At 49.9% G+C, this 23,099-nt stretch carries 24 protein-coding genes; 16 read left to right on the forward strand and 8 right to left on the reverse strand.

The features are described from left to right. Window positions 1-783: hypothetical protein (locus AJE_RS08415; RefSeq protein WP_008950493.1), on the reverse strand; the 783-nt coding region annotated here is incomplete at its 3' end. Window positions 784-1,049: 266 nt separating this feature from the next. Here AJE_RS08415 and AJE_RS08420 point away from each other — a divergent pair. From AJE_RS08420 to ahpF, 4 genes are all read left to right on the forward strand, one after another. After that, complete coding sequence (locus AJE_RS08420) at window positions 1,050-3,326, forward strand: Calx-beta domain-containing protein (RefSeq protein WP_008950494.1); 2,277 nt, start codon at window positions 1,050-1,052, stop codon at window positions 3,324-3,326. 297 nt (window positions 3,327-3,623) lie between these two features. After that, window positions 3,624-4,319 (forward strand): substrate-binding periplasmic protein, encoded by a 696-nt coding sequence (locus AJE_RS08425; protein ID WP_008950495.1) that lies wholly within the window; start codon window positions 3,624-3,626, stop codon window positions 4,317-4,319. 300 nt (window positions 4,320-4,619) lie between these two features. Next, window positions 4,620-5,186, forward strand: a complete 567-nt coding sequence (gene ahpC / locus AJE_RS08430; protein ID WP_008950496.1) for an alkyl hydroperoxide reductase subunit C — start codon at window positions 4,620-4,622, stop codon at window positions 5,184-5,186. A gap of 178 nt (window positions 5,187-5,364) precedes the next feature. Further along, the gene (gene ahpF, locus AJE_RS08435) at window positions 5,365-6,909 is read left to right on the forward strand and encodes an alkyl hydroperoxide reductase subunit F (protein WP_008950497.1); all 1,545 of its coding nucleotides are present in this window, start codon (window positions 5,365-5,367) and stop codon (window positions 6,907-6,909) included. Between the two features lie 186 nt (window positions 6,910-7,095). On the opposite strand, the gene AJE_RS08440 is transcribed toward ahpF, so the two are convergent. Beyond that, window positions 7,096-8,043 (reverse strand): hypothetical protein, encoded by a 948-nt coding sequence (locus AJE_RS08440; protein ID WP_039928369.1) that lies wholly within the window; start codon window positions 8,041-8,043, stop codon window positions 7,096-7,098. 317 nt (window positions 8,044-8,360) lie between these two features. On the opposite strand from AJE_RS08440, the gene cysG reads away from it, so the two are divergent. The 5 genes from cysG (at window position 8,361) to AJE_RS08465 (ending at window position 12,566) form a co-directional block, all read left to right on the forward strand. Further along, window positions 8,361-9,782 carry a siroheme synthase CysG gene (gene cysG / locus AJE_RS08445; protein WP_008950499.1) on the forward strand — a complete coding sequence of 474 codons (1,422 nt, stop codon included), beginning with the start codon at window positions 8,361-8,363 and terminating at the stop codon, window positions 9,780-9,782. A gap of 36 nt (window positions 9,783-9,818) precedes the next feature. Next, window positions 9,819-10,430, forward strand: coding sequence for an adenylyl-sulfate kinase (gene cysC / locus AJE_RS08450; RefSeq protein WP_008950500.1), 612 nt, complete (start codon window positions 9,819-9,821; stop codon window positions 10,428-10,430). 318 nt (window positions 10,431-10,748) lie between these two features. After that, window positions 10,749-11,513: a 3'(2'),5'-bisphosphate nucleotidase CysQ gene (gene cysQ / locus AJE_RS08455; RefSeq protein WP_008950501.1), complete on the forward strand. Its 765-nt coding sequence runs from the start codon at window positions 10,749-10,751 to the stop codon at window positions 11,511-11,513. 26 nt (window positions 11,514-11,539) lie between these two features. Beyond that, entirely contained in the window at window positions 11,540-12,232 is a 693-nt protein-coding gene (rsuA, locus tag AJE_RS08460; protein ID WP_008950502.1) for a 16S rRNA pseudouridine(516) synthase RsuA, read from the forward strand. Window positions 12,233-12,323: 91 nt separating this feature from the next. Further along, a complete protein-coding gene (locus tag AJE_RS08465) occupies window positions 12,324-12,566 on the forward strand; it encodes a GlsB/YeaQ/YmgE family stress response membrane protein (protein WP_008606402.1) in 243 nt (80 codons plus the stop codon). 75 nt (window positions 12,567-12,641) lie between these two features. Here AJE_RS08465 and AJE_RS08470 read toward each other — a convergent pair whose 3' ends face one another. Beyond that, window positions 12,642-12,884 (reverse strand): DUF1289 domain-containing protein, encoded by a 243-nt coding sequence (locus AJE_RS08470; protein WP_008950503.1) that lies wholly within the window; start codon window positions 12,882-12,884, stop codon window positions 12,642-12,644. A 401-nt stretch (window positions 12,885-13,285) separates the two neighbouring features. Between AJE_RS08470 and ilvG the strand changes: the two genes are divergently transcribed. The 5 genes from ilvG to AJE_RS08495 all read left to right on the forward strand — a co-directional run bounded on the left by ilvG (window position 13,286) and on the right by AJE_RS08495 (window position 18,941). Continuing rightward, window positions 13,286-14,932, forward strand: coding sequence for an acetolactate synthase 2 catalytic subunit (gene ilvG / locus AJE_RS08475; RefSeq protein ID WP_008950504.1), 1,647 nt, complete (start codon window positions 13,286-13,288; stop codon window positions 14,930-14,932). Beyond that, window positions 14,932-15,186: an acetolactate synthase 2 small subunit gene (ilvM, locus tag AJE_RS08480; RefSeq protein ID WP_008606405.1), complete on the forward strand. Its 255-nt coding sequence runs from the start codon at window positions 14,932-14,934 to the stop codon at window positions 15,184-15,186. Before ilvG ends, ilvM begins: the two co-directional genes overlap by 1 nt. Before the next feature lie 39 nt (window positions 15,187-15,225). Further along, window positions 15,226-17,076, forward strand: coding sequence for a dihydroxy-acid dehydratase (gene ilvD, locus AJE_RS08485; RefSeq protein WP_008950505.1), 1,851 nt, complete (start codon window positions 15,226-15,228; stop codon window positions 17,074-17,076). Continuing rightward, the gene (gene ilvA, locus AJE_RS08490; RefSeq protein ID WP_008950506.1) at window positions 17,076-18,650 is read left to right on the forward strand and encodes a threonine ammonia-lyase, biosynthetic; all 1,575 of its coding nucleotides are present in this window, start codon (window positions 17,076-17,078) and stop codon (window positions 18,648-18,650) included. The genes ilvD and ilvA overlap by 1 nt, the downstream gene beginning before the upstream one ends. Before the next feature lie 105 nt (window positions 18,651-18,755). Continuing rightward, window positions 18,756-18,941 carry a ribosome alternative rescue factor ArfA gene (locus AJE_RS08495; protein ID WP_008950507.1) on the forward strand — a complete coding sequence of 62 codons (186 nt, stop codon included), beginning with the start codon at window positions 18,756-18,758 and terminating at the stop codon, window positions 18,939-18,941. A gap of 44 nt (window positions 18,942-18,985) precedes the next feature. On the opposite strand, the gene AJE_RS08500 is transcribed toward AJE_RS08495, so the two are convergent. Next, window positions 18,986-19,828, reverse strand: a complete 843-nt coding sequence (locus AJE_RS08500; RefSeq protein ID WP_008950508.1) for a substrate-binding periplasmic protein — start codon at window positions 19,826-19,828, stop codon at window positions 18,986-18,988. Window positions 19,829-19,892: 64 nt separating this feature from the next. On the opposite strand from AJE_RS08500, the gene yjjX reads away from it, so the two are divergent. After that, the gene (gene yjjX / locus AJE_RS08505) at window positions 19,893-20,408 is read left to right on the forward strand and encodes an inosine/xanthosine triphosphatase (RefSeq protein WP_008950509.1); all 516 of its coding nucleotides are present in this window, start codon (window positions 19,893-19,895) and stop codon (window positions 20,406-20,408) included. Between the two features lie 61 nt (window positions 20,409-20,469). Here yjjX and AJE_RS08510 read toward each other — a convergent pair whose 3' ends face one another. After that, a complete protein-coding gene (locus AJE_RS08510) occupies window positions 20,470-20,886 on the reverse strand; it encodes an organic hydroperoxide resistance protein (RefSeq protein ID WP_008950510.1) in 417 nt (138 codons plus the stop codon). Between the two features lie 157 nt (window positions 20,887-21,043). On the opposite strand from AJE_RS08510, the gene AJE_RS08515 reads away from it, so the two are divergent. Then, the gene (locus AJE_RS08515; protein ID WP_008950511.1) at window positions 21,044-21,490 is read left to right on the forward strand and encodes a MarR family winged helix-turn-helix transcriptional regulator; all 447 of its coding nucleotides are present in this window, start codon (window positions 21,044-21,046) and stop codon (window positions 21,488-21,490) included. 4 nt (window positions 21,491-21,494) lie between these two features. On the opposite strand, the gene acuI is transcribed toward AJE_RS08515, so the two are convergent. The 3 genes from acuI to AJE_RS08530 all read right to left on the reverse strand — a co-directional run bounded on the left by acuI (window position 21,495) and on the right by AJE_RS08530 (window position 23,062). Next, complete coding sequence (acuI, locus tag AJE_RS08520) at window positions 21,495-22,475, reverse strand: acrylyl-CoA reductase (NADPH) (protein WP_008950512.1); 981 nt, start codon at window positions 22,473-22,475, stop codon at window positions 21,495-21,497. A 75-nt stretch (window positions 22,476-22,550) separates the two neighbouring features. Further along, window positions 22,551-22,796, reverse strand: coding sequence for a GNAT family N-acetyltransferase (locus AJE_RS08525; RefSeq protein WP_008606414.1), 246 nt, complete (start codon window positions 22,794-22,796; stop codon window positions 22,551-22,553). Beyond that, the gene (locus AJE_RS08530; RefSeq protein WP_008950513.1) at window positions 22,796-23,062 is read right to left on the reverse strand and encodes a hypothetical protein; all 267 of its coding nucleotides are present in this window, start codon (window positions 23,060-23,062) and stop codon (window positions 22,796-22,798) included. Before AJE_RS08530 ends, AJE_RS08525 begins: the two co-directional genes overlap by 1 nt. Window positions 23,063-23,099 lie beyond the last annotated feature (37 nt).

Raw genomic sequence — 23,099 nt, forward strand, 5'->3', positions numbered from 1 at the left:
AGCCGCAGCTAACGAAACGGGTGGAATGCTAGACTCTATGAACTTTGACGTTCCAGGGATGAGTTTCACACTCTCGGCAATTTCATTGACACGGGTTTTGTGGAAATCTTTGTATAAACTGCAATCAACACGGCTGTAATTTAATACATCTTGAACGAGTGCGTGTTTAACTGCTGTTAGTCTATCTATTGCTTCGTTATTGCCATACAGCACTGAGTTAGGATCGTTCTGCGCAGTTTTGATAAAATCACTGAGTGCGCAGCATACCGTAGAAAGATATTTCTGTAGCATCATATAGTCTGCAGCTGCAGTGATGTAGATGTTGAACGAATAACGCTGATTCAAGCTCATCTGTCTGCTAAGCTCTTCCACGTTTAGGTCTTCATTAAACCCCATTTTCTTGACAAGCTTATAAAATTGAGACTTGACAAATGCATCAGCTCTTTTTGATTCTGAAATGAAGTTACTTTCAGAGCCAACATCATTGATGTAAATATCTCTGTAAACAGAAGCCTTTACACTTGCATCTCGTTCTTCAAGAATTAATTGTTCGGCCATCTCTGACAAAGTTTGCACTTTACCATCGCTGTGTTGGTATTTATTAAGTGCAACATTTAGTTCGTTGCGCAGCCTTTCAACTTCATTTAAGAGGTTAGCTTCATTATGGATTGCCGCGTTAGCGCGATTAAGGTCCTGCTCTGTAATTTGCACATAGCCTCGGTTATTCAAACCGCTGGCATTGGTACCCAAAATTTTGTCGGCCATTAGTAAGTAAACGGACATAGTAAACACCTCGATTCTATCGCTGGTAGTATAGCCCAAATGGGTTAGTCTTTAAGTAAGGTATCTGTTAAGCTAGCATCAGAATTTTAACTCGTCTAATGCGTTCTCATGGGTATCCGCCTTATCTTTTAAGCCGTAGCTGCTAGGTTCACTGCTTTTTTAGAAAGTTGCATGCGTAAAAACCAATATCGCTGCTTTCAGGTTGTTGTTCAAGCTGAATTGATACCCTAACATAACGCCAGCTTTCGGATTTAAAGGTTATGTTAATGAAAAAACAATTACTTGCAGCAACAATTACAATGTTAATCACGTCAGCCGCGTCAGCAAATAGCTGGCTGCCTGGCCATGATCATACTCAATGTGATGGTGCCGTTCACTCCCCTTTATCTGACTTGCTGTTTGCAGAGCAGGCCAAGCAGGTCGCATTAAACAAGCAAAATGCTGCGGCATTTAGCCAGGTACGTAGCAATGGTTCATCAGGTGGCGCTGTTTTTGGTAGCGGTGTTAATGTTACCAATGTTGTCGTCGTAATGAACAAAAACTGGCTTGATAAATTTAGCGAGCAATACACCAAGGACGGAAATGGAAAGTATTTTGAGAGTGGCGCACAGCTTGCTGTAGAGCGTATTCAAAAACAATTCGACAAGCTTAATGAAGTTTTTGAGTTCCAAAAAGTAAGCACTCGACTTGTCCCAGCATATTTTGCTGTGGTAGATAATGCCACTGCTGTTGATGGCAAAGATTTAGCAGATGCTGTTGCGTGTGTATTTAGCTCCGATGAAATCTTAGACTTCTATAACCTCACTGCTAACTGTATTGCTAATGGCTTTGACCGTGTTAAAGATATAGCCCGTGGTAAGGTAGACCTTCTGTATTATGTTCGCGAGCAAAAATACGAGGACATTGAGTATGTTGTAGGAGGAGCCCCATATCGCGTCACAGATACTGCAGGCGGCCATGGCATCCATCGTTTCGGCTTCTCTGTTTACGATATATATATGCGGGAAGCCAAATATTTTGAGCTTTTAAAACAATCAGGTTTAATCCCCGTTAGTGAAGCTGAAGAGGGAATGCGTCAAGTTCGGTATGGCCATACACTAAATGGAGTTTTTGTTCACGAAGTCGGCCACGCGTTTGGCGCGATGCATGAAGTTAGTGATAACGAGCCAATTACCACAGAAGCCAACCGAGCTTACGCTTGTGGACCAACCCTTTTCAGTTACCCAAGCCGTAACGAAGAGTTTCGGAATAAAAAAGCGACAATTGACTGGTCAAATGTAGGCTCATGGGAAGATCCAAATCACTACTTCTTCTCAGATCCTGAAATCTCAGTAAGTGGCGATCCATGTGGCGTATATAGTGCAGCTAACAATATTGCTTATGTACGCGACAATGCAACGACCATCCCATTTGCTTCGACCAAAGCGGCACCAAGCGCCAGCGTCAGCTTTGTCATTAACGAGCTGGTATTAAACCGTAGCGAAGAAAAAGGCCAGGTTGTGCTGCGCCGTACTGGTGATTTATCTGCACCTAGCCATGTAAACTTGCTGGCAAAAGATGATACAGCCTGGGAGCTGCGCGATTTTAAATTTGGTTTAAAAGAAGTGGCTTTTGCTGCAGGTGAAAGTGAAAAAACCATTGAGTTCGATATTTTACCACGCTCAGAGCGTCACCCAGATACGCGCTTTGATATTATTGTGCGCCAGGCTATTGGCGCTTCGTTCACCGATACAACTGTGAGCGTAACCATTGCCAGCGACAATAAAGCGTTAAATGGTGAAGTGGGCTTTGAGCGCTCTACCCTATCGACCTTTGAGGGTGATATTTTAGAGGTGGTATTTAAACGCACCAATGGCACTGATGGTGATGCCACTTTCACTGTTACGGCTGAAGCAGGCACCGCTGTTGAAGGGGTTGATTTTAAGCCTGTCAGTGCAACTGTGACCATTAAAGATGGCCAGGATTCGGGCACTGCAATGCTGGAGACTATTAAACGCGATACCGCCCAGGGGGCGCGTTCTTTAAAGCTGAAAATCAGCCAGGTTAATGGTGCAGCACTTGGTCAGGCCGAAGCGACAGTGACCATTGCTGATGTGACAGATGTGGTATTCGCACAAACACAAATCAATGCTACCGAGGGTAACACCGCTACGGTTGAAATCCGCAGAAGCAACGATTTAACCCAAGCGGTAAGCGTAAATGTTAGCTCGGTGAATGGTACGGCAACAGCGGGGGTTGATTATCAGACAGTAAACCAAACGGTTAACTTTGCTGCTAATCAGACAACAGCAACGATTGTAGTGAGCTTAATTAACCGCGAGGGTACTCAGGGTATACGTTCGTTCCAGCTTAACCTGAGCAGTTCTACCGCTGGCGTATCTATCGGCTCTGCGTCCAGTGCAACAATTAACATCAGCGATGTGGCTGTGGTGCCGCCTACGACGCCAAGCCAGCCTGATAGCGGTAAATCTGGTGGTTCAACGGGTGTGTTCTTCGCCCTACCAATTTTATTACTCGCTTTATTACGAAAATACAAAGTTTAACGTTTGTCATAGTAAAGGCCCCGGTAAACAGGGCCTTCTGTTAAAAACGTCTGCTAGTAATATCGGGTTCTGATTCAGGAGTCTACCTATCTGCCATAGAGATTATATTTTGCTGATCATTGGCAAAACGTGTTATTACTCAAATAAGTACATAAATTGACCGCTAAGGCTATCGTTTCTGCAGAAGATCAGCCATAGTAAGCCTTATCTACTGTCATACACGTAATCGCTATGAAATGGTTGTTGGGGGCTTTGCTGCTAAGCGCGAGTCTTGTACTGAGGGCGGAAAGCCTGATCATGTACACCGAGCATTTTCCTCCTTATAGTTTTGAGCAGAATCAGCAAATTACTGGCCTTAACACTGAGCTGGTGCGGCGTAGTTGTCAGATTGCCAAGATCCAGTGTGAGTTCCGCTTATTGCCCTGGCTACGTGCTTACGAAGCGGCGCAAAATGATCCCAAAGCCGGTTTGTACTCCACCTCACGCAATCCATTGCGGGAAGACGCTTTTCAATGGGTTGGGCCGCTGGCCCATGCCAGTGCCAATATGTACTGGTTAAAATCCCGCCCTGATGCACCGCCCCGTACCCTGGAGCAGGCAAAGCAGTATATCGTTGCTGTTGCCCGTGGCGATGTTTATGAGCTGTACCTGCAAAGTATGGGCTTTGAAGTCGATGTCAATTTATTGCGGTTTAATAGTAAATCCGATGCGGTACTGCCGTTTTTGCATGGTAAGGTCGACTTGCTGATTGCCTCGGAACTGATTCTGCCGGTATGGTTGGGCCAGCATCAGCAGCAACTCAGTGCAGTGGAAGCGGTAATCGATTTATCGGCCGTTGGGCATAATTATCTGGCATTACACCCACAACTGCCGTTGGAGCAAGTGCAGCGGTTACAGCAAGCGCTGGATCAGCTAAAAGCCAGTAGTGAATATCAGCAACTGATGCAGCACTTTTTACAACCCAAGCCATCCCTGATCCCCGCTCATCCGTAAAACGTAGCATGGCATTGGTGTCACGGTTTTGTCATGTGCTGGCGCTAAGTTAAGATTTTCTGCACTGTCTGGACATTGAAATTGTCAGCGCTAGCCCAAACCTTTGTGCTGGCTGACTAAGGCGAACTTTGCGACGCGCCGGTGGTCTGTTTTGACGCTACGACGTATCAATCAAAGCTGAGCGTTATCAATTAAAGCGATTAGCATGATTTGTTTTATTCGTTTTAAATGCTAATCATGCTTGGCTACACTAGCCAGCGTTGAAACATTAACTGTTTTATTAACTGTAAGGAGCAACACATGTCTTCATTAATCAATACCAAAATCAAGCCGTTTAAAGCGACTGCTTACCATCAGGGTAAATTTGTACCAGTAACTGACCAGGATTTATTAGGTAAGTGGACTGTTGTTTGCTTCTACCCGGCTGACTTCACTTTCGTTTGTCCAACAGAATTAGGCGACTTGGCTGACTTCTATGCTAAGTTCCAGGAAATCGGTGTTGAAGTGTACTCAGTATCAACTGACACCCACTTCACGCACAAAGCCTGGCACGATGCGTCAGAAACGATCAAGAAAATCAACTACCCAATGCTGGCTGACCCAACTGGTACTATCACCCGCAACTTCGGCGTGATGATCGAAGAAGAAGGTCTGGCACTGCGTGGTACCTTCGTCATCAACCCAGAGGGTGTGATCAAGGTATGTGAAATCCATGACCTGGGTATTGGCCGTTCAGCTGCTGAGCTGTTCCGTAAAGTACAAGCTGCTCAGTACGTTGCTAATCACGATGGTGAAGTGTGCCCAGCTAAGTGGACTCCAGGTGAGAAGACGTTAGCGCCTTCTCTGGATCTGGTTGGTAAGATCTAAGTTTGATGCAACTTGCAGGCAACTGCAGTGTTGTAAGCTGATTACAGCCCCTCGGTGAAGCTGTAATCCAGCTTCACACTGCCAAAGGAAACTTTGGTGTCTGGCCGGTGGAAACACTGGCCCGATCCTCCCTTGCCTTGCTGCGCCGCGACTTTCAGTTTTTAAGGACTTATTCTCTATGTTAGATACTAACCTGAAGCAACAATTACAAACCTATCTGCAAAACCTGAAAACCGAGGTTGAGCTGGTGGTATCTTTAGATGATAGCGCCAAAGCAGCCGAGGTAAGTGAACTGGCAACTGAGATTGCCGAATTATCGAATTTAGTCACCTATCGTCGTGACGATAGTCTGGCACAGCGCAAACCGGCGATGTTAGTGCGCTCTGTGGCGAAAAATACGCAAATTACCTTTGCCGGTGTTCCGCTTGGCCATGAATTTACCTCTTTAGTTTTGGCGTTACTGCATTCCGGTGGTCACCCGATCAAGATCGAAGCCGATCTGATTGAGCAAATTAAAAATATCAGCGGCAACTTTAAGTTTGAGACCTATGTGTCCTTAAGCTGCCAGACCTGTCCGGAAGTGGTGCAGGCGCTGAATATTATGTCGGCGATTAACCCGAACATCACTAACGTGATGATTGACGGTGCCATGTTCCAGGATGAAGTTGCAGCCAAAAATATTATGGCGGTGCCCTCGGTATACCTGAATGGTGAGTTGTTCTCTCAGGGGGCCATTACGCTGGAGAAAATTATCCAGAAAATTGACGTTAACGCCGAAAAACGTCAGGCCGAAGCACTGAAAAACAAAGCGGAATTTGATGTGTTAGTGGTCGGCGGTGGCCCTGCTGGCGCAGCAGCGTCAATTTATGCTGCCCGTAAAGGCTTAAATACCGGGATCGTGGCCGAGCGCTTTGGTGGCCAGGTCGCAGATACCGTCGGCATTGAAAACTTTATTTCGGTGAAGTACACCGAGGGTCCAAAGCTGGTAGCCGGTTTAGAAGCCCATGTGCGTGAATACGACGTGGATATCATGAATAACCAGCGTGCGGTGAAACTGCGCAAAACCGATAAGGTTGAACTGGAGCTGGCCAATGGTGCGGTACTGAAAAGTAAAACCCTGATTTTAAGCCCGGGCGCCCGCTGGCGCGAAATGAATGTGCCGGGTGAACAGGAATACCGTGGTAAAGGTGTCGCTTATTGTCCGCACTGTGACGGCCCGCTGTTTAAGGGCAAGAAAGTCGCTGTGATCGGTGGTGGTAACTCCGGTATTGAGGCGGCCATTGACCTGGCAGGTATCGTTGAGCACGTGACAGTACTGGAATTCGCCGCTGAGCTGCGGGCCGATGCGGTACTGGTGAAAAAAGCCAACTCCATGGGCAATATCACCATTATTACCGAAGCCCAGACCACTGAAGTGACAGGTGACGGCACCCGGGTGGACGGTATTAACTATACCGATCGGAAAACCGGAGAAGCGAAACGGATTGAACTGGCAGGTATTTTTGTGCAGATCGGTCTGGTACCTAATACTGAGTGGTTACGTGGAGCAGTGGAATTATCGCCGCGTGGCGAGATTATCGTGGATAAGCGTGGTCAAACCTCGATCCCTGGCGTCTTTGCCGCCGGTGATGCTACTACAGCGCCCTATAAGCAAATTATCATTGCCATGGGTGCCGGTGCTAATGCGTCTTTGGGCGCATTCGACTACCTGATCCGTCACTAAGCAACCGTTTTACATAGCCTGGGATACTCTCTCATCCCTTTTGGCGGCACCTTTGGTGCCGCCTTTTTTATGATGCCTATCGTGTAATGTAACCAATATTGGTGCTAATACATTCAAAAAGTAGAACTGATTTGAACCAGGTAATATCGCTGGAATTAACTAATTTTGCACTCTAGAGAGTGCTATTCAGCATCGGTAGTTCACAGTGCATTGTTTGCCATCATTGCTACAAGAAAACGAGTCAGGTAAGCAAATGTTGCCTCCTTTATCATCAATAATCTTAATTCCAATTTTAGCCAAATAGTCAGCTAAAGCATGCAAATCAATTGCATTTTTATCAACAACGTAATTGCGAGCTTCTACAGGGTTATGTGGAATTCGCTTGCCATTTGCATCTGTCGCGACTGGTACGTTCGCTAATGTAACATTTAGCAGCAGTCCATCGGTCAGATCATTGGTAAAATTGAAGTTAAATTTGAGCTGGCTACCATCCGAAAACACAACTGTAGAGCTTGTTCCAGTGCTTAAAGAGGTAGTGACAGAAAATATAGAATTGACGCCTAGCTGCAAGTTGGCTGCCAGTGTTTCCGCAATCGCTCTCGTATCAAAAATTGCGCGCTGTAACCCAGCATGTTGGTTGTTCAAAAAATGACTAAAGCTGCTAGAGAAAGCATCAGGATACTGCAATGCTTCTGCAGCACTACGATAAGGGAATGTATCTGGTAGTAAAATTTTACTGCCGGTTAGAACAGTTTTTAAATCTTCAATGGTCCTACGGTAAGCTAAAAGCTGTTGCTGAGTTTGTTCCTCATTGGCTAGCGTTACGCGATTCAGGTTCAACTGTATTTTATCGTCGGTGTTTCGAGGTCCAGCAGAGTGACGAATTACCTCCGCTTGATATAAATGATACTCTGCATTACTGATATTAAGTACTTTTATTTGGTGATTTCCAGTAGGCATTCTCATTGCCACTTGTTCTGCAGCAGCCTTCATATAAGCTGAAGAGCAGTCATTACATGCAACCAAAGATGTCTGCGCAGCTACTGATGAGATAGATAAACTAAGAAAAAATACTGGGTATAAGAACCTCCATATTCCGTAGGCTATGGATGGACGTAAATTGGTATTGTTCATTACGGCTCTTTTACTGGTTCAGACGGTTTAAATGTGTCTTATTAATGACCAATGCTAGTTCATCAATAGGGTTTGATCAATATTTATGCTTTTTGTGGTTATTGTGTTTATTTTTCTGCAGCTTTGTCTCATCCCGTTCGGGGGTACCTTTGGTTGCCGCCTTTTTTATGTCTGCGTAATTTTTAAGAAAGTTGAGTATAAGAGCATTTGTTTTTGATAGCCTTTGGTTATAACTGAGCGCAAATTGCTATTTCCGCTTTGCCGCGCTGCTGGGTAAGCTGTTAGCCTGATGATAAAGGCTGCAACCCGAGGCGACTGTGCAGTATCTGCCACTTTTTGTAAAACTAACCGATAAACCGGTGCTGATTGTCGGCGGCGGCAGTGTGGCGCTGCGCAAAGCCGGTACCTTATTGAGTGCCGGCGCCCGCTTAACCGTAGTGGCACCGGATTTTGCGCCGGAATTTCTGTTCTGGCAGCAGCAAGGGCAGGCTGAGTTACTGCAAGGTGTCTTTGTGCCACAGCTATTGGATGGCAAGTTGCTGGTGATTGCCGCCACCGATAATGACGAGGTTAACGCGGCGGTTTATCAAGCCGCTACAGAGCGCAATATGCTGGTTAACACCGTTGATGATCAGCCAAAGTGTGGCTTTATTTTTCCATCGATTATTGATCGCAGCCCGATCTTAATTGCCATTTCCAGCTTTGGTACTGCCCCGGTACTAGCCCGTCGGCTAAGGGAAAAGTTAGAAACGCTGTTACCGCAACATCTGGGGCCACTGGCTGAATTGGTCGGGCGTTTTCGTGATCAGGTCAAAGCGAAGTTTCAGGGCTTTGCGGCGCGACGTCAGTTCTGGGAGCGGGTATTTGACTCTGATGTGGTACGGCAACTGGCAGCGAACCGGCCACAGCAAGCGGAGCAACAGTTAGCAGAGATGCTGCAGAGTGAACAACCACGTCAGGGCGAAGTATGGATTGTCGGGGCTGGCCCGGGCGATCCGGAGTTATTAACGTTGAAAGCCTTACAACTGATGCAGCAAGCCGATGTGGTGGTATACGATTATCTGGTGTCGCCACAGATTATGGAGCTGGTACGCCGCGATGCGGAACGGATTTGTGTTGGCAAAAAAGCCGGTGCGCACTCAGTGCCACAGCAGGATACCAATGCGCTGCTGGTACAATTGGCGAAACAAGGTAAAAAAGTCTGTCGCCTAAAAGGTGGCGACCCCTTTATTTTTGGCCGCGGCGGCGAGGAAATAGAAGCCCTGTTGCCAGAGCAGATCCCGTTTCAGGTGGTGCCGGGTATTACCGCCGCGGCCGGTTGCGCCGCCTATGCCGGTATTCCGTTAACCCATCGTGATTATGCCCAAAGTGTGCAGTTTGTGACCGGCCATTGCCGTAAAGCCGGCGATGAGCCAGACTGGCACAGTATGAGCCGGCCGCATCAGACGCTGGCGATTTATATGGGTATTCTAAAAGCAGCGGATATCCAACAGCAGCTGCTGACTTACGGCCGCGATCCGGCAACGCCACTGGCGATTATTGAGAATGGAACCCGTCGTGAACAGCGGGTGATCACCGGCACCTTGTCTGAATTAGCGCAATTGGTCGAGCAGCAACAGGTTGTTTCGCCAGCGTTATTGGTGATCGGTGAAGTGGTAGCGCTGCAATCGCAGTTGCACTGGTTTGGGCAGCGTCCTGGCGCCGCGGTGTTTCAGCAGCCGCTAACCCGGCTTGCCTAGCGCCTTGCCGTAACGCCAAGGAGAGTAGTGAGCGGTATGACAGAACTTAGCAAAGCGACGCATATTCAGTGGCAGCAATACCAGATTGATGCGGCCGCGCGCGCCCGGTTAAAGGGGCATCAGAGTACCGTGCTCTGGTTTACCGGCCTGAGCGGCTCGGGTAAATCGACGGTGGCCAATGCGTTGGAGCAGGAATTGCTGGCGCGCGGTGTACACACCTATTTGCTGGATGGTGATAATGTGCGGCATGGCCTGTGCGCTGATCTGGGGTTTAGCGAAGCGGATCGGCGCGAAAATTTACGCCGGGTCGGTGCTGTTGCTGGCCTGATGGTCGATGCCGGCCTGCTGGTACTGAGTGCCTTTATTTCGCCACTGCGCGAGCAACGCGAGTTGGTGAAAAGTATGCTGCCGCCGGGAAAGTTTCTGGAGATTTATATCGCCACACCGCTAGAAGTGTGTGAGCAGCGCGATGTAAAAGGTTTATATAAAAAGGCACGCGCCGGGGAAATTGCACACTTTACCGGAATTTCCGATCCCTATGAGGCGCCACTGGCCGCCGACTTGGTGCTGAATACAGCGCAAAGCTCGCTGGAACAAAGTGTCGATAAATTGCTGGCGTTATTAGCCAGTAAAGGGGTTATTGTTTAGTGCGCAATTCCATCAAGGCTAAAGATTATTTTGAATAACCATTTAAATTATCGGTTTAACTAATACCAAACGAGGTGGCAAGCGCATAGTACACTTTGTCCAGAACCGTGTTTTTCATGGATGAAAAACGGGAGCCCCCATGGATGGGTTTACGGCGTGTTCTGGCAAAGTTGTACGGAGTGCTTAGCCGCCGGACGCACAACACCTGATGCTGCTGTTTTAAAAATCACTTTAGGATCTGACAGCTAGCTGTGTACTGCTAATTTATGGTACTGAAGACAGAGTTTGTTTGCGAAATAGCTACTACTGGAAATTACTATGCTATTTTTAAACGCTATTATCGAGATTGCTGAACAGGCCGGTCAGGCGATCTTAGAAATTTATCAGCGGGATCCGCGAGAGTTTAATATTACCGATAAAGCCGATGCCACACCGCTGACGGCAGCCGATCTGGCAGCGCACCAGCTGATTGTTAATGCCCTGACGGAGTTGACACCGGACCTTCCCATTTTATCGGAAGAAGCCGCCAATATCAGTTGGGATATCCGGCAGCACTGGCAACGTTACTGGCTGGTCGACCCGTTGGATGGCACTAAGGAATTTATCAAACGCAATGGTGAATTTACCGTCAATATTGCGCTGATCGAGCAAGGTGAGCCGGTACTGGGTGTGGTGCATGCGCCAGTGCTGGCAAAAACCTATTATGCGGCCAGAGGTCAGGGCGCCTGGCTAAAAACCGCAGCCGGTAGCCAGTCAATTCAGGTTAGTCAAACTTCCGATCGGGTTCGGGTGGTTGGCAGTCGCAGCCACCCCAGCCCGGATCTCGCCGGTTATTTAGCCCAGCTGCCACAGTATCAACTGGTTGAAGTAGGTAGCTCGCTAAAATTTTGTTTAGTCGCTGAAGGGGCGGCCGATGTCTATCCGCGCTTTGGCCCGACCATGCAGTGGGATACTGCCGCCGGACATATCATTGCGCTGGAAGCGGGCGCCAGCGTACAATTTGATGGCATTAACGGCCGGGTTTATCAGCGTGAACAGCTACTTAATCCGAATTTTATGGTCTCGGCGCTAAGACAAAGCTAAACTGTCTTCATCAACTAAGGTGAATTATGCGTTTAGATAAGTTTATTTGTGATTGCACCGGTCTGACCCGTTCGCAGGCCGGCAAAAGTATCCGTCAGGGCTTAGTCAGTATTAATGGCGAGCCGGTTAAGCAAGCTGCCCGTCAGGTCAGTGTAACGGATCAGGTGGAGCTTGACGGCGAGCTGCTGCAACTGATCGGCCCGCGCTATATTATGCTGCATAAGCCTGCCGGCTACGTCTGCGCCAATGATGACCCCGAACACCCGATTGTTTTTACCTTGCTGGATGAACCGCTGGTTGAACGTTTACATACCGTTGGCCGGCTGGATTTGGATACTACAGGTTTGCTGCTATTGACTGACGATGGTCAGTGGTCACATCGCTTAAGCTCACCAAAACACCATGTCGCCAAAACCTACCGGGTCTGGACTGCAGACCCGATCCCAGCTGACGCCATTGCCCAATTTGCTGCTGGCGTGATGCTTCGTGGCGAAAAAGAGCCGACCAAGCCAGCACAATTAGAGCTAGTGGCAACGCATGAAGCCCTGCTCACCATTCACGAAGGCCGCTACCATCAGGTAAAACGAATGTTTGCCGCTATCGGTAATAAAGTCGAACGACTACACCGCGAGCGGATCGGTGCTTTGCAGCTGCCGGCAGACTTGGCAGAGGGGGAGTATCGTCATTTAACAGTGGAAGAAATTAGTCTTTTAGTCTAAAAGTAATTTACGCTGTTGCGTATAGCAGTTTCTGTGTTGTGTTTTATACAGTTAAGCTGCTGACTAAAAACAATAAACAAAGAGGGATTTTATGAATTTTATTCTGTTTCTGATTATCGGTGCGGTCGCTGGCTGGTTAGCTGGCAATATTATGAAAGGCCGTGGCTTTGGTGTGCTGGGTAATATCGTAGTCGGGATCGTCGGCTCCTTCCTCGGCGGTATGCTATTTGGTGCCCTGGGGTTAAAAGCTTTTGGTTTGATTGGTTCGCTGATTACCGCAACAGTGGGAGCTGTGGTGTTGCTATATCTGATTAGTCTGGTGAAAAAAGCGTAGAGCGCCCAAAGAACTAGCCTTGCCTGCGCGCTTTATGGCTCTCGCTGGTGTCGATTTTTTAAACTATATGGTGTTTTAGAACAAATCCAGTGAACCAGGTTGCGGCTCAGGTTGTGACCCGGCATTAGCCTTCTGCTGTAAGCGCGCCCGGCGCTGCGCCAGCAGTTTTAAAATACGCGCCCGCTCTGTTGCCGACTTCAGATGCCAGTTAAAGCGCTCTTCGCGCGAGCGCAGGCAGCCCTTGCAATAACCGCGTTGATTGCTCTCACATACCCCAATGCAGGGGTTCGGTAGCTCAAATAACTCAAGTTGGTCCACGGCCGTGGCGACCTGCTGTTTTACACCTGTACAGATACTCTAGCGGCTCACTGCCGGCGATACAAATTTTAATTATTTTCAGGAAAAGTCATTTTTTCAGCAAAAAGCGGTTGACTCCGGATAGATAGACGTCTATTAATATAACCAATCTGCTTTTTAAATAAAGCAACAACAATTAACCGTAAGAGTTAGTGAGTATTAGATGCGTTTAGCAGCCGTTCTGAACATCATTGTCCTCGTAATCGTGGTGATTATTAATCTCCGCGGGGGCGGTGTATTGGAACGATAGCGCACACTAAGTCGACTTCCAGCAAAACCCCCGCTCCGCAAGGACCGGGGGTTTTGTCGTTTCAGGGCTGGTGAAAATTGATTCGGGCAACAAGTAAAAAGGGCAACAGCAAATGAAAGGCGCAGAATTGGTATTAAAGGTATTACAGCAGCAGGGGGTAGACACCATCTTTGGTTACCCGGGCGGCGCTATTATGCCAATTTATGATGCGATTTATCACAGCACCGTTAAACACTATCTGTGCCGGCATGAACAGGGCGGCGCCTTCTCGGCTATTGGCTATGCCCGCGCCTCTGGCAAGGTTGGTGTCTGTTTAGCAACATCTGGCCCCGGTGCGACTAACCTGATTACCTCGCTGGCTGATGCCCTGCTGGACTCGGTACCGCTGGTCGCCATTACCGGTCAGGTATCACAAGCGGTGATGGGCACCGATGCCTTTCAGGAGGTCGATGTTTTAGGCTTATCGTTGGGCGTAACCAAGCACAGCTTTATGGTCCGCGATGTCAATGAGCTGGCGCATACGTTACAGGAAGCCTTCCGGCTGGCACAAAGTGGCCGCCCGGGCCCGGTATTAGTTGATATTCCGAAGGATATTCAACTGGCTGAGGTCAGTGAACCCGAGTGGCCAACGCTACCTGCTGCCCGCTTAGCGACCTCACTGGCTAACGCGGCCAAAGCGCGGCAGTTGATCGCACAGGCGAAGAAGCCGATTGCCTACATCGGCGGCGGTGTGCAGATGGCGGATGCGCTGCCACAGTTACAGGCTTTTCTGGCCGAAAGTGAGATGCCATCAGTCACCACGTTAAAAGGCATGGGCTCGGTGGCCCGCGCTAACCCGCACTATCTGGGCATGCTGGGGATGCATGGCACCCAGGCTGCTAATTTGGCAGTGCAACAGTGTGATTTACTGATCTGTCTGGGTGCGCGTTTTGATGATCGGGTAACCGGTAAACTGGATAAGTTTGCGCCGCACGCCAAAGTGATTCATGTGGATATCGATCCGGCAGAAATTAATAAGGTGCGCTTTGCCGACTGTGCCTTGCTGGGCGATATGAAGCAAATTCTGCCGGCGATCAGTACCGCCACCCAATGCGCTGACTGGCTGACGCATTGTCAGCAATTAAAGCAGCAATATGGCTGGCGCTATGATCATCCGGGTGAACGAATTTTTGCTCCTCTTATGCTGAAACAACTGAGTGAACGGATGCCGGATAACAGCGTGGTGTGCTGCGATGTAGGCCAGCATCAGATGTGGGTGGCGCAGCATATGCGTTTTAATAGCCCGCGCAATCATTTATCCAGCGGCGGCTTAGGCACCATGGGCTTTGGTTTACCGGCGGCAATTGGTGCCAAGCTGGCACGGCCACAGGACACGGTTATCGCCGTCAGTGGCGATGGCTCCTTTATGATGAACGTGCAGGAGCTGGGTACTATCAAGCGCTTCCGGCTGCCTGTGAAGATCGTCATTATCGATAACCAACGGCTGGGCATGGTGAAGCAGTGGCAGCAACTGTTCTTTAATGAACGCTATAGCGAAACCGATTTATCGGATAACCCGGATTTTGTGGCGTTGGCAGCGGCCTTCGCTATTCCTGGCCATACCATTACCCGCAAAGATGAAGTGGCAAGTGCGCTGGAAGCGATGTTTAGCTGGCCGGGGCCCTATTTATTACATGTACGGATCGATGAAAAAGACAACGTCTGGCCTTTAGTACCGCCAGGTGCCGCGAACGAAGATATGCTGACGGAGACGAACTGATGCAACATACCCTGAATATCACTACCCGCAATGAAGCCAGCGTGGTCGAGCGTTTACTGCAGGTAACCCGTTATCGTGGTTATCAGCTGGCAGGTTTGGCGATGACCCCGCTAACTGACCGGGCCGGTTTACAAATTACCCTGACAGTGCAAAGTGAGAAACCCATTACGCTACTGACCAGTCAGCTGGTGAAGTTATATGACGTACAGCAACTGGAATTGGCTTCGGCTGATGTTGCTGTGCTGCGTGCCTAATCGTGCTTAATTGACTTACGTTTTTTACAGGATAACAAGATGCCAAAACTCAGATCCGCTACCGTCACCGAAGGCCGTAATATGGCGGGCGCCCGTGCCTTATGGCGGGCCACCGGTGTAAAAGATACCGACTTCGGCAAGCCGATAGTGGCGGTGGTTAACTCCTTTGTCGAATTTGTACCCGGCCATGTGCATTTGCGCGATCTCGGTAAGCTGGTAGCCGCCAGCATTGTTGAAGCCGGCGGTATCGCTAAAGAATTTAATACCATCGCGGTTGATGATGGCATTGCCATGGGGCATGGCGGTATGCTGTACAGCCTGCCGTCGCGGGAGCTGATCGCTGACTCGGTAGAATATATGGTGAATGCCCACTGTGCCGATGCCATGGTCTGTATCTCGAACTGTGACAAGATCACCCCGGGTATGCTGATGGCCGCGCTGCGGTTAAATATTCCGGTGATCTTTGTTTCCGGCGGGCCAATGGAAGCCGGTAAAACCAAACTCTCGGATCAAATTATCAAGCTGGATCTGGTTGATGCCATGGTATCGGCGGCCGATCCCAAGGTCAGCGATGCCCAAAGCGAGCAAATTGAAAAAAGTGCCTGCCCAACCTGCGGCAGCTGCTCGGGGATGTTTACCGCCAACTCGATGAACTGTCTGGTGGAAGCATTGGGCCTGGCGCAGCCGGGCAATGGATCTTTACTGGCAACCCATGCCGATCGCAAAGAATTATTTGTGCAAGCCGGTTTCCGGGTTATGGAGCTGTGTAAGCGTTGGTATCAGGACGATGATGCCAGCGCCTTACCGCGTAGTATTGCCAATAAGGTTGCCTTTGAAAACGCCATGATGCTGGATATCGCGATGGGCGGTTCAACCAATACGGTGTTGCATTTACTGGCTGCCGCTATTGAAGCCGAAGTGGACTTTACCATGGCCGATATCGATCGCTTATCGCGTATTGTGCCGCACCTGAGTAAGGTGGCGCCCTCTACGCAGAAATATCATATGGAAGATGTGCATCGTGCCGGTGGCGTGATTGCGATCCTGGCGGAGCTGAACCGTGCCGGTTTGCTAAACCCCAATACGCCGCATGTTGCCGGTAGCTCACTGGCTGAGGTGTTGGCGAAGTGGGATATTAAAACCACTACTGATCAGCAGGTAAAACAGTTTTACCTGGCCGGTCCGGCCGGGATCCGCACTACTCAGGCGTTTTCGCAAAATTGCCGTTACCCGTCATTAGATGATGATCGGGCCGGAGGCTGTATCCGTGATAAGGCGCATGCTTATTCACAGGATGGGGGCTTAGCCGTACTGTTTGGTAATTTGGCTCCGAATGGCTGTATTGTTAAAACGGCAGGTGTTGACGAAGAGTGTTTGGTTTTTAATGGCCGGGCGCGGGTATTTGAAAGTCAGGATGACGCTGTTGCCGCCATTCTGGGCGGCAAGGTCGTGGCCGGTGATGCCGTCATTATCCGCTACGAGGGGCCCAAAGGTGGCCCAGGCATGCAGGAAATGTTGTATCCAACCAGTTATTTAAAATCAATGGGGCTGGGCAAGGCCTGTGCGCTGATCACTGACGGTCGTTTCTCGGGTGGTACCTCAGGCTTATCAATTGGTCATGTGTCACCGGAAGCCGCCAGTGGCGGCGCTATCGCGCTGGTCGAAGAGGGTGATCGGATAGAGATTGATATTCCCAACCGCAAAATTGCCATTGCTGTCAGTGACGAAGTATTAGCCAGTCGCCGCGCTGCGATGCAAGCCAAGGGCAGTAAAGCCTGGAAACCGGAAAACCGTCAGCGCGTGGTCAGCGCCGCGTTAAAGGCTTATGCCTTGCTAGCAAGCAGTGCCGACCAGGGTGCGGTACGCGATCTGTCAAAACTGGAGCAGTAATGGATAATCTGGCACGGGCAGCAACCGACAGCAGCGATGCTGAGGTGATGCAGTACTATCTGCGGGAAATTCTGTTGTCGCCGGTGTATCAGGCGGCGGTAGAAACGCCGCTGGATGAAATGCATAAGTTAAGCGCCCGCCTTGGGCAGCAGGTGCTGTTAAAGCGGGAAGATAAGCAGCCGGTATACTCCTTTAAACTGCGCGGCGCCTTTCATAAACTGCATAAAGTGCAGCAACAGCAGCCTGATGCCAAAGTGATTTGCGCGTCGGCCGGTAACCATGCCCAGGGTGTGGCGCTGTCCGCCGCGAAATTAGGTCTGGACGCAACCATAGTGATGCCGATCACTACGCCGGAAATTAAAGTAGCCGCAGTTCGGGCCTTAGGTGGCAAGGTGGTGCTACATGGTACCGCCTTTGATGAAGCCAACAGCTTTGCGATGCAAAAAGCGCACACCGAAGGCGCCATCTATATTCCGCCCTTTGACGATGCTGATGTGATTGCTGGTCAGGGTACCGTGGCCAAGGAGCTGCTAAGCCAGCATAACCGTCTGGATGCCGTCTTTATTCCGGTGGGTGGTGGTGGTCTGATGGCGGGGATGGCGGTCTATATCAAAGCCATTCAGCCCCATGTCAAAGTTATTGGTGTAGAGCCGGAAGATGCCGCCTGCTTAAAGGCCGCCCTGGCAGCCGGTGAGCCGGTGACCTTGCCGCGGGTGGGGCTTTTTGCCGATGGGGTGGCAGTAAAGCGGATTGGCAGCGAAAACTTTAATCTGGCCAGACGGTTTTGCGATGAGGTGGTCACGGTAAGCAGTGATGAAATCTGTGCTGCGATCAAAGATATCTTTGATGATTTACGGGCCGTGGCCGAGCCGGCTGGTGCTTTGGCACTGGCCGGGCTGAAGAAATACAGCCAGCTGTTAAAAAACAGCACCTTACCACGGCCGCAGCATTATGCCGCTGTGCTTAGTGGCGCTAATCTTAACTTCGATACCCTGCGCTATGTGTCCGAGCGCTGTGAGCTGGGCGAGAAAAAAGAAGCGGTGTTTGCCGTAACCATCCCGGAGGAAAAAGGCAGTTTCCGCCGTTTTTGCCAAACTCTGGGTGGCCGTGCCATTACCGAATTTAACTACCGTTATGCCAGCGAGCACAAAGCGCAGATCTTTGTCGGCATTAAATTGCGCCATGGTGAGACTGAACTGAATACGGTGAAAAAGGCGCTGACCGACGCCGGTTATCAGTATCTGGATCTGTCGGACGATGAGCTGGCTAAGCTGCATGTGCGGCATATGGTTGGTGGCATGCCACCGCGTAAGCTACAAGAGCAGGTGTATCAGTTTAACTTCCCGGAATACCCGGGAGCGTTGATGAACTTTCTGAATACGCTGGGTGAACACTGGAATATTACGCTGTTTCACTACCGCAACCATGGTGCCGCTACCGGCGACGTGCTGGCCGGTTTTGAAGTGGCAGAGCACAGTGCCATCGCCGGCTATCTGGATAATCTCGGTTATGAATACCGGCTGGTAACAGATAATAGTAGCTATCAGGCGTTTTTAACCGCTGCTCAGCCCTAGATCCCTTTAGCACTGCAGAGCGCTGTATATAAATTGAACTTATCACTATTGTGTTAACCAAAGCGTGCAGTTAGACTGCGCGCGTTTTTAGACAGGAGAGCAATAATGAGTAAGCAAGCGGCAACCGAGCATGGCCGCGGAGAAATTCGCGACAATGCATTAAAAGCCTTAGTGACCAGTAAGCTGTTTCAACCCCGGGTGGTAAAAGCGAAAAAGGGCAAAGGTTCCTACAACAGAAAAGGGCGTAACTCGAAAGATTACGCCCTTGTTGTTTCTGCCAGCCTACATTAAAAACTAAACCTAGCCTCATTGCTGCGTCGCAACAACGACCGGGTTTAGGGTTGCTTGTCAGTTATCTGCTCTGCAAAATACTGCTGCTGTAATTGTTGTACCTTGCCCTCCGCAACCAGTTTTTGCCAGGCGTTGCTTAGCGTTTGCTGTTGGCTGTCTGACCATCTTTTTTTACTAAAAGCAAAGTAAACCGGATTTTCATATAAGGTAAACAGCGCCTTGTGTTGCGATGGATTGAGAGTGTTATGCAGATAGAGCTGTTGCAGATTAAGCTGATCTTCCAACATATATTGCACCCGGCCGCTTAAAAACAGCTCCAGTTTTTGCTGATTAAGGGTAACAAAGACTAAGCGTTGGCGAAAAGCGGGCGCAGTCTCCAACGCTTGCTCAAAAGCCGCACCGTAGTAAATGCCCTGCATAGCGGCAATCAAATCTTTGCCATTAACTAAATCAGTTAGCGAGGTTTTATCCGGTGCCGGAACCAGGTTAGTGACCAGCTTTACCTGTTCTTGCTGGTGTGGGCCAATAAAATAGGCAAATTCTGCCCGTTGCTCGTTATAAGACACATTGCTCATTGCGTCTAGTTCACCACTGGCAAGCAACTGCATCGAGCGCCCCCAAGGGGTTTCTAAAAACTGACTACTGCAGCCCAATTCTTTTGCCAGTGCTTGAAAAAGCTCAATATTGTAGCCGGTCCAGCTGCCATCAGCCGCTTTAATAAAGCGTGGCGGAAAATGTTGTGCCTGCATGGTGAGCTGGCAAGCTTGCGATACCGGCATAAATAGCAGCAACAGCAGAGTGATAAGCGCTAAGTGAAGTGACTTCAAAGCAGGAAAACTCCGATTGGCATAAGTACTTTTTTGCTCGTGGTAGACAGCGATTGGCATGTCCTGCTCCGCTAAGGGCATTGTGTTAGAATGTGTTATTGAATTTTAGTCTGACGGTTTGAAAATGGTTTGGCAAATATTAGTCGCTTCAGCCAATCCGGCCAAAATCCGGGCGGTTGAGCAGTGTTTTCAGGTGAATTTCCCTGAACAAGCTATTGCGGTGCGCGGTATTAGCGTGCCGTCCGGTGTTGCTGAGCAGCCGCTGAGTAGCGAAGAAACTTATGCCGGAGCGAAAAACCGCCTAATGGCGTTAAAGCAGCAGGGCGCAGCCGATTTTTATGTGGCCATAGAGGCCGGTTTGGATGGTGAGATGACCTTTGCCTGGATGCTAATTGAACATCAGGGCAAGCTCGGTAAGGCGCGTTCGGCCAGTTTAATGTTACCTAAGGCGGCGCTGCAGGCGTTGGAGCAGGGCCAGGAGCTGGGCGATGTGATGGACGAGCTATTTGGCACCCAGAATATTAAACAGGCTGGTGGCGCTATAGGTTTATTAACCCAGAACCGGTTAAGTCGCAGCGGCGTGTACCAGCAGGCGTTAACGCTAGCATTAATCCCGTTTTTAAACCCGGACTGGTTTTAGGCTGACAGTGATTAGACCGGATGCCGTTAGCAGATTAAAACGGCATCCGGTCAAGCCTGAATCAGACGCTGGTATGTAACCGCACCTCAATATTGCCGCGGGTTGCATTTGAGTATGGGCAGACCTGATGCGCTGCGGCAACCAGCTGTTCAGCCGCATCCTGAGCCAAACCGGGCAGGCTGACGAACAGATCCACATCCAGTCCGAAGCCACCATCAATTTTACCAATACCGACTTCAGCGCGAATCGCTGTATCGGCCGGCAGGTTTTGCTTACTCTGGCCAGCAACAAATTTTAATGCGCCGATAAAACAGGCGGCATAGCCGGCGGCAAACAGTTGTTCCGGGTTAGTGGCATCGCCTTTACCGCCCAGCGCTTTGGGTGCAGAGAGTTTGGTGTGCAGTAAGCCATCGTTTGACTGCGCCTGACCATCACGACCACCGGTAGCGGTGACGACTGCTTTATACAGAATATCCATGTGTTTTCCTCATTCAGCCTACTGTTAGTGACCGATGCATACTAATCATAATTAATCTTGCGCGCAATATAATTGTGTGAAATATTTTTTGCGCGATAGCGCCGGGCTTCAGTTATAATCAGTGCACTCATTACTTTACTCGCCCGAGGCTTGGTTGATGACAGCCAAAACACTCCCGCTACCACAGCAAGTATGCTTTGCACTCTATAGCGCCAATAACGCGATGATGCGGCTGTACCGGCCGTTATTGCAGCCTTTTGATCTGACCTATCCGCAATATGTGGTGCTGTTGGCATTGTGGCAGCAGGATAATATCAGCCTGGGGCAGCTTGGTGCGGCGACGTTGTTTGACTCGGGTACCCTAACGCCTTTGGTAAAGAAGCTGGAACAAAAAGGCTGGCTTAATCGGGTGAGTGATGCCAGTGACGAGCGGGTGAAAAAGGTGCTGTTAACCGCGGCAGGTCGGGCTTTAGAAACTGAGGTCGCAACTGTGATGCCGGCTTTGCGTTGCCAGGTGGCACTACCGGAAAGCCAGCTGCTGGCGCTACGTGAGCAGGCGCAGCAGTTGCTGCAACAGCTGCAGCAACTGGAGGCTTGTCGTTAGGGCTTTAGCTGTTCACATTAACCAGTAAGCGGCCCTGAATGTCTCCGGCCAGCAACGCTTGGGCTTGAGGTATGGCGTCTGCCAGGCTGATTTCCCGACTGAGTAAGGTAAAGTCGTCTGCGGTTAATAACCTGGCCAGTTGTGCCCAGGCCGCCAGTCGCGGTGCCATCGGTTGCATCACGCTGTCGATACCACAAAGTGTAATGCCGCGCAGAATAAAGGGTGCTACCGAGGCCGGGAAATCCATCCCCTGTGCCAGACCACAGGCAGCCACCACACCGCCGTAACGGCTTTGGGCACAGGCATTGGCCAGCGTATGACTGCCGACTGAGTCTACAACACCTGCCCATAGTTCTTTAGCAAGAGGTTTGCCCGGAGCGGACAGGCTATCACGACTGATGACTTCAGTAGCGCCAAGTTGGCGCAGATAGTCAGCGGCACTGGCTTTGCCCGTCGCAGCCGTAACCTGAAAGCCCAGCCGCGCTAACAGCAATACTGCAAAGCTACCGACGCCGCCGGTGGCGCCGGTGACCAGTACCGGGCCGGCAGAAGGGGTTAACTGATGTTTTAACAAAGCCTGTATGCACAGCATGGCGGTATAGCCGGCAGTTCCGATAATCATCGCTTGCCTGGCAGTCAGTGGTGCCGGGATCGGTTGTAACCAGGCAGCAGGCACAGCAGCGCGCTGCGCCAGGCCACCCCAGTGTTTCTCACCCACGCCCCAGCCGTTTAACAGCACCTGATCACCGGTTTTAAACGCCGGATTCTGGCTACTCACCACAGTACCGGCCAAGTCGATGCCTGGCACCATCGGAAAGTCCCGCACCACCGGCGCTTTGCCGGTAATCGCCAGCGCGTCTTTATAATTTAATGTGGAATAAGCAACATCAACGATGACTTCTGCACTGGGTAATTGGCTATTATCGAGCTGTTGTAACGCTGCGCGATAGTCAGGTGTTTTATCGATCACTAACGCATTGAACATTGCAAGTCTCCTTTAGGGTTGGATAGAGGCTAGTGCAAAGGATCATTTGGTTCTATGCGGCTTTGGTCGTAACCGTTATAAAAAACGCCGTACATAAGAGCAACTGGCGTGAATTTGCAGCCCACTGCTTTGTGCCCAGCTTAGGGCATGGCGCACCAGCTTTTCGGCCAGGCCCTTGCCGCGAAACTCCGGTGGCACATAGGTATGGCAAAAATCGATGTGTTCGCCGTTTAACTGGTAGTCGAGTAAGGCGCTGGCATTACCCTCGCTCAGAATAAAACGCTGGCCTGCGCTGTCATGTTGGATGTTTAACTCACTCATTATTCCTCCTCCAACCAGGGCGTCTCCGGTAACAAAGCAAGATGTTCGGCATACCGCTCTAGATTAAAGCTCTCCTGACGCTCAATCACTGCATACATTTCCGGTGCTAAGGCACATGCCATCAGCTCTAAAGCTTCGTCACGGCTGTGACCGGTCATCCGCAGTCGCATTAAGGTCGCTGTCACTTCTTTTGGGTAGTTATCGGCTAACTGGTTTTCCAGTACCTCAAAGAGTGTGTTTTGGTCTATCAAATCGTCATCTTGCATTCTGAGCACCATGCGTATGAAACAAAAAAAATAGCAG

Origin of the sequence: Alishewanella jeotgali KCTC 22429 (genome assembly GCF_000245735.1) — a bacterium.
Lineage (GTDB): Bacteria > Pseudomonadota > Gammaproteobacteria > Enterobacterales > Alteromonadaceae > Alishewanella > Alishewanella jeotgali.

Coding starts and splice junctions, on each gene's coding strand:
- ilvD (WP_008950505.1), top strand. CDS start 15,226: ATGCCAAAACTCAGATCCGCTACCGTCACCGAAGGCCGTAATATGGCG.
- ilvG (WP_008950504.1), top strand. CDS start 13,286: ATGAAAGGCGCAGAATTGGTATTAAAGGTATTACAGCAGCAGGGGGTA.
- AJE_RS08510 (WP_008950510.1), bottom strand. CDS start 20,886: ATGGATATTCTGTATAAAGCAGTCGTCACCGCTACCGGTGGTCGTGAT.
- cysQ (WP_008950501.1), top strand. CDS start 10,749: ATGCTATTTTTAAACGCTATTATCGAGATTGCTGAACAGGCCGGTCAG.
- ahpF (WP_008950497.1), top strand. CDS start 5,365: ATGTTAGATACTAACCTGAAGCAACAATTACAAACCTATCTGCAAAAC.
- AJE_RS08440 (WP_039928369.1), bottom strand. CDS start 8,043: ATGAACAATACCAATTTACGTCCATCCATAGCCTACGGAATATGGAGG.
- rsuA (WP_008950502.1), top strand. CDS start 11,540: ATGCGTTTAGATAAGTTTATTTGTGATTGCACCGGTCTGACCCGTTCG.
- AJE_RS08530 (WP_008950513.1), bottom strand. CDS start 23,062: ATGCAAGATGACGATTTGATAGACCAAAACACACTCTTTGAGGTACTG.
- AJE_RS08420 (WP_008950494.1), top strand. CDS start 1,050: ATGAAAAAACAATTACTTGCAGCAACAATTACAATGTTAATCACGTCA.
- AJE_RS08515 (WP_008950511.1), top strand. CDS start 21,044: ATGACAGCCAAAACACTCCCGCTACCACAGCAAGTATGCTTTGCACTC.
- ilvM (WP_008606405.1), top strand. CDS start 14,932: ATGCAACATACCCTGAATATCACTACCCGCAATGAAGCCAGCGTGGTC.
- AJE_RS08495 (WP_008950507.1), top strand. CDS start 18,756: ATGAGTAAGCAAGCGGCAACCGAGCATGGCCGCGGAGAAATTCGCGAC.
- acuI (WP_008950512.1), bottom strand. CDS start 22,475: ATGTTCAATGCGTTAGTGATCGATAAAACACCTGACTATCGCGCAGCG.
- AJE_RS08465 (WP_008606402.1), top strand. CDS start 12,324: ATGAATTTTATTCTGTTTCTGATTATCGGTGCGGTCGCTGGCTGGTTA.
- ilvA (WP_008950506.1), top strand. CDS start 17,076: ATGGATAATCTGGCACGGGCAGCAACCGACAGCAGCGATGCTGAGGTG.
- AJE_RS08525 (WP_008606414.1), bottom strand. CDS start 22,796: ATGAGTGAGTTAAACATCCAACATGACAGCGCAGGCCAGCGTTTTATT.
- AJE_RS08500 (WP_008950508.1), bottom strand. CDS start 19,828: ATGCCAATCGCTGTCTACCACGAGCAAAAAAGTACTTATGCCAATCGG.
- ahpC (WP_008950496.1), top strand. CDS start 4,620: ATGTCTTCATTAATCAATACCAAAATCAAGCCGTTTAAAGCGACTGCT.
- cysC (WP_008950500.1), top strand. CDS start 9,819: ATGACAGAACTTAGCAAAGCGACGCATATTCAGTGGCAGCAATACCAG.
- yjjX (WP_008950509.1), top strand. CDS start 19,893: ATGGTTTGGCAAATATTAGTCGCTTCAGCCAATCCGGCCAAAATCCGG.
- AJE_RS08425 (WP_008950495.1), top strand. CDS start 3,624: ATGTACACCGAGCATTTTCCTCCTTATAGTTTTGAGCAGAATCAGCAA.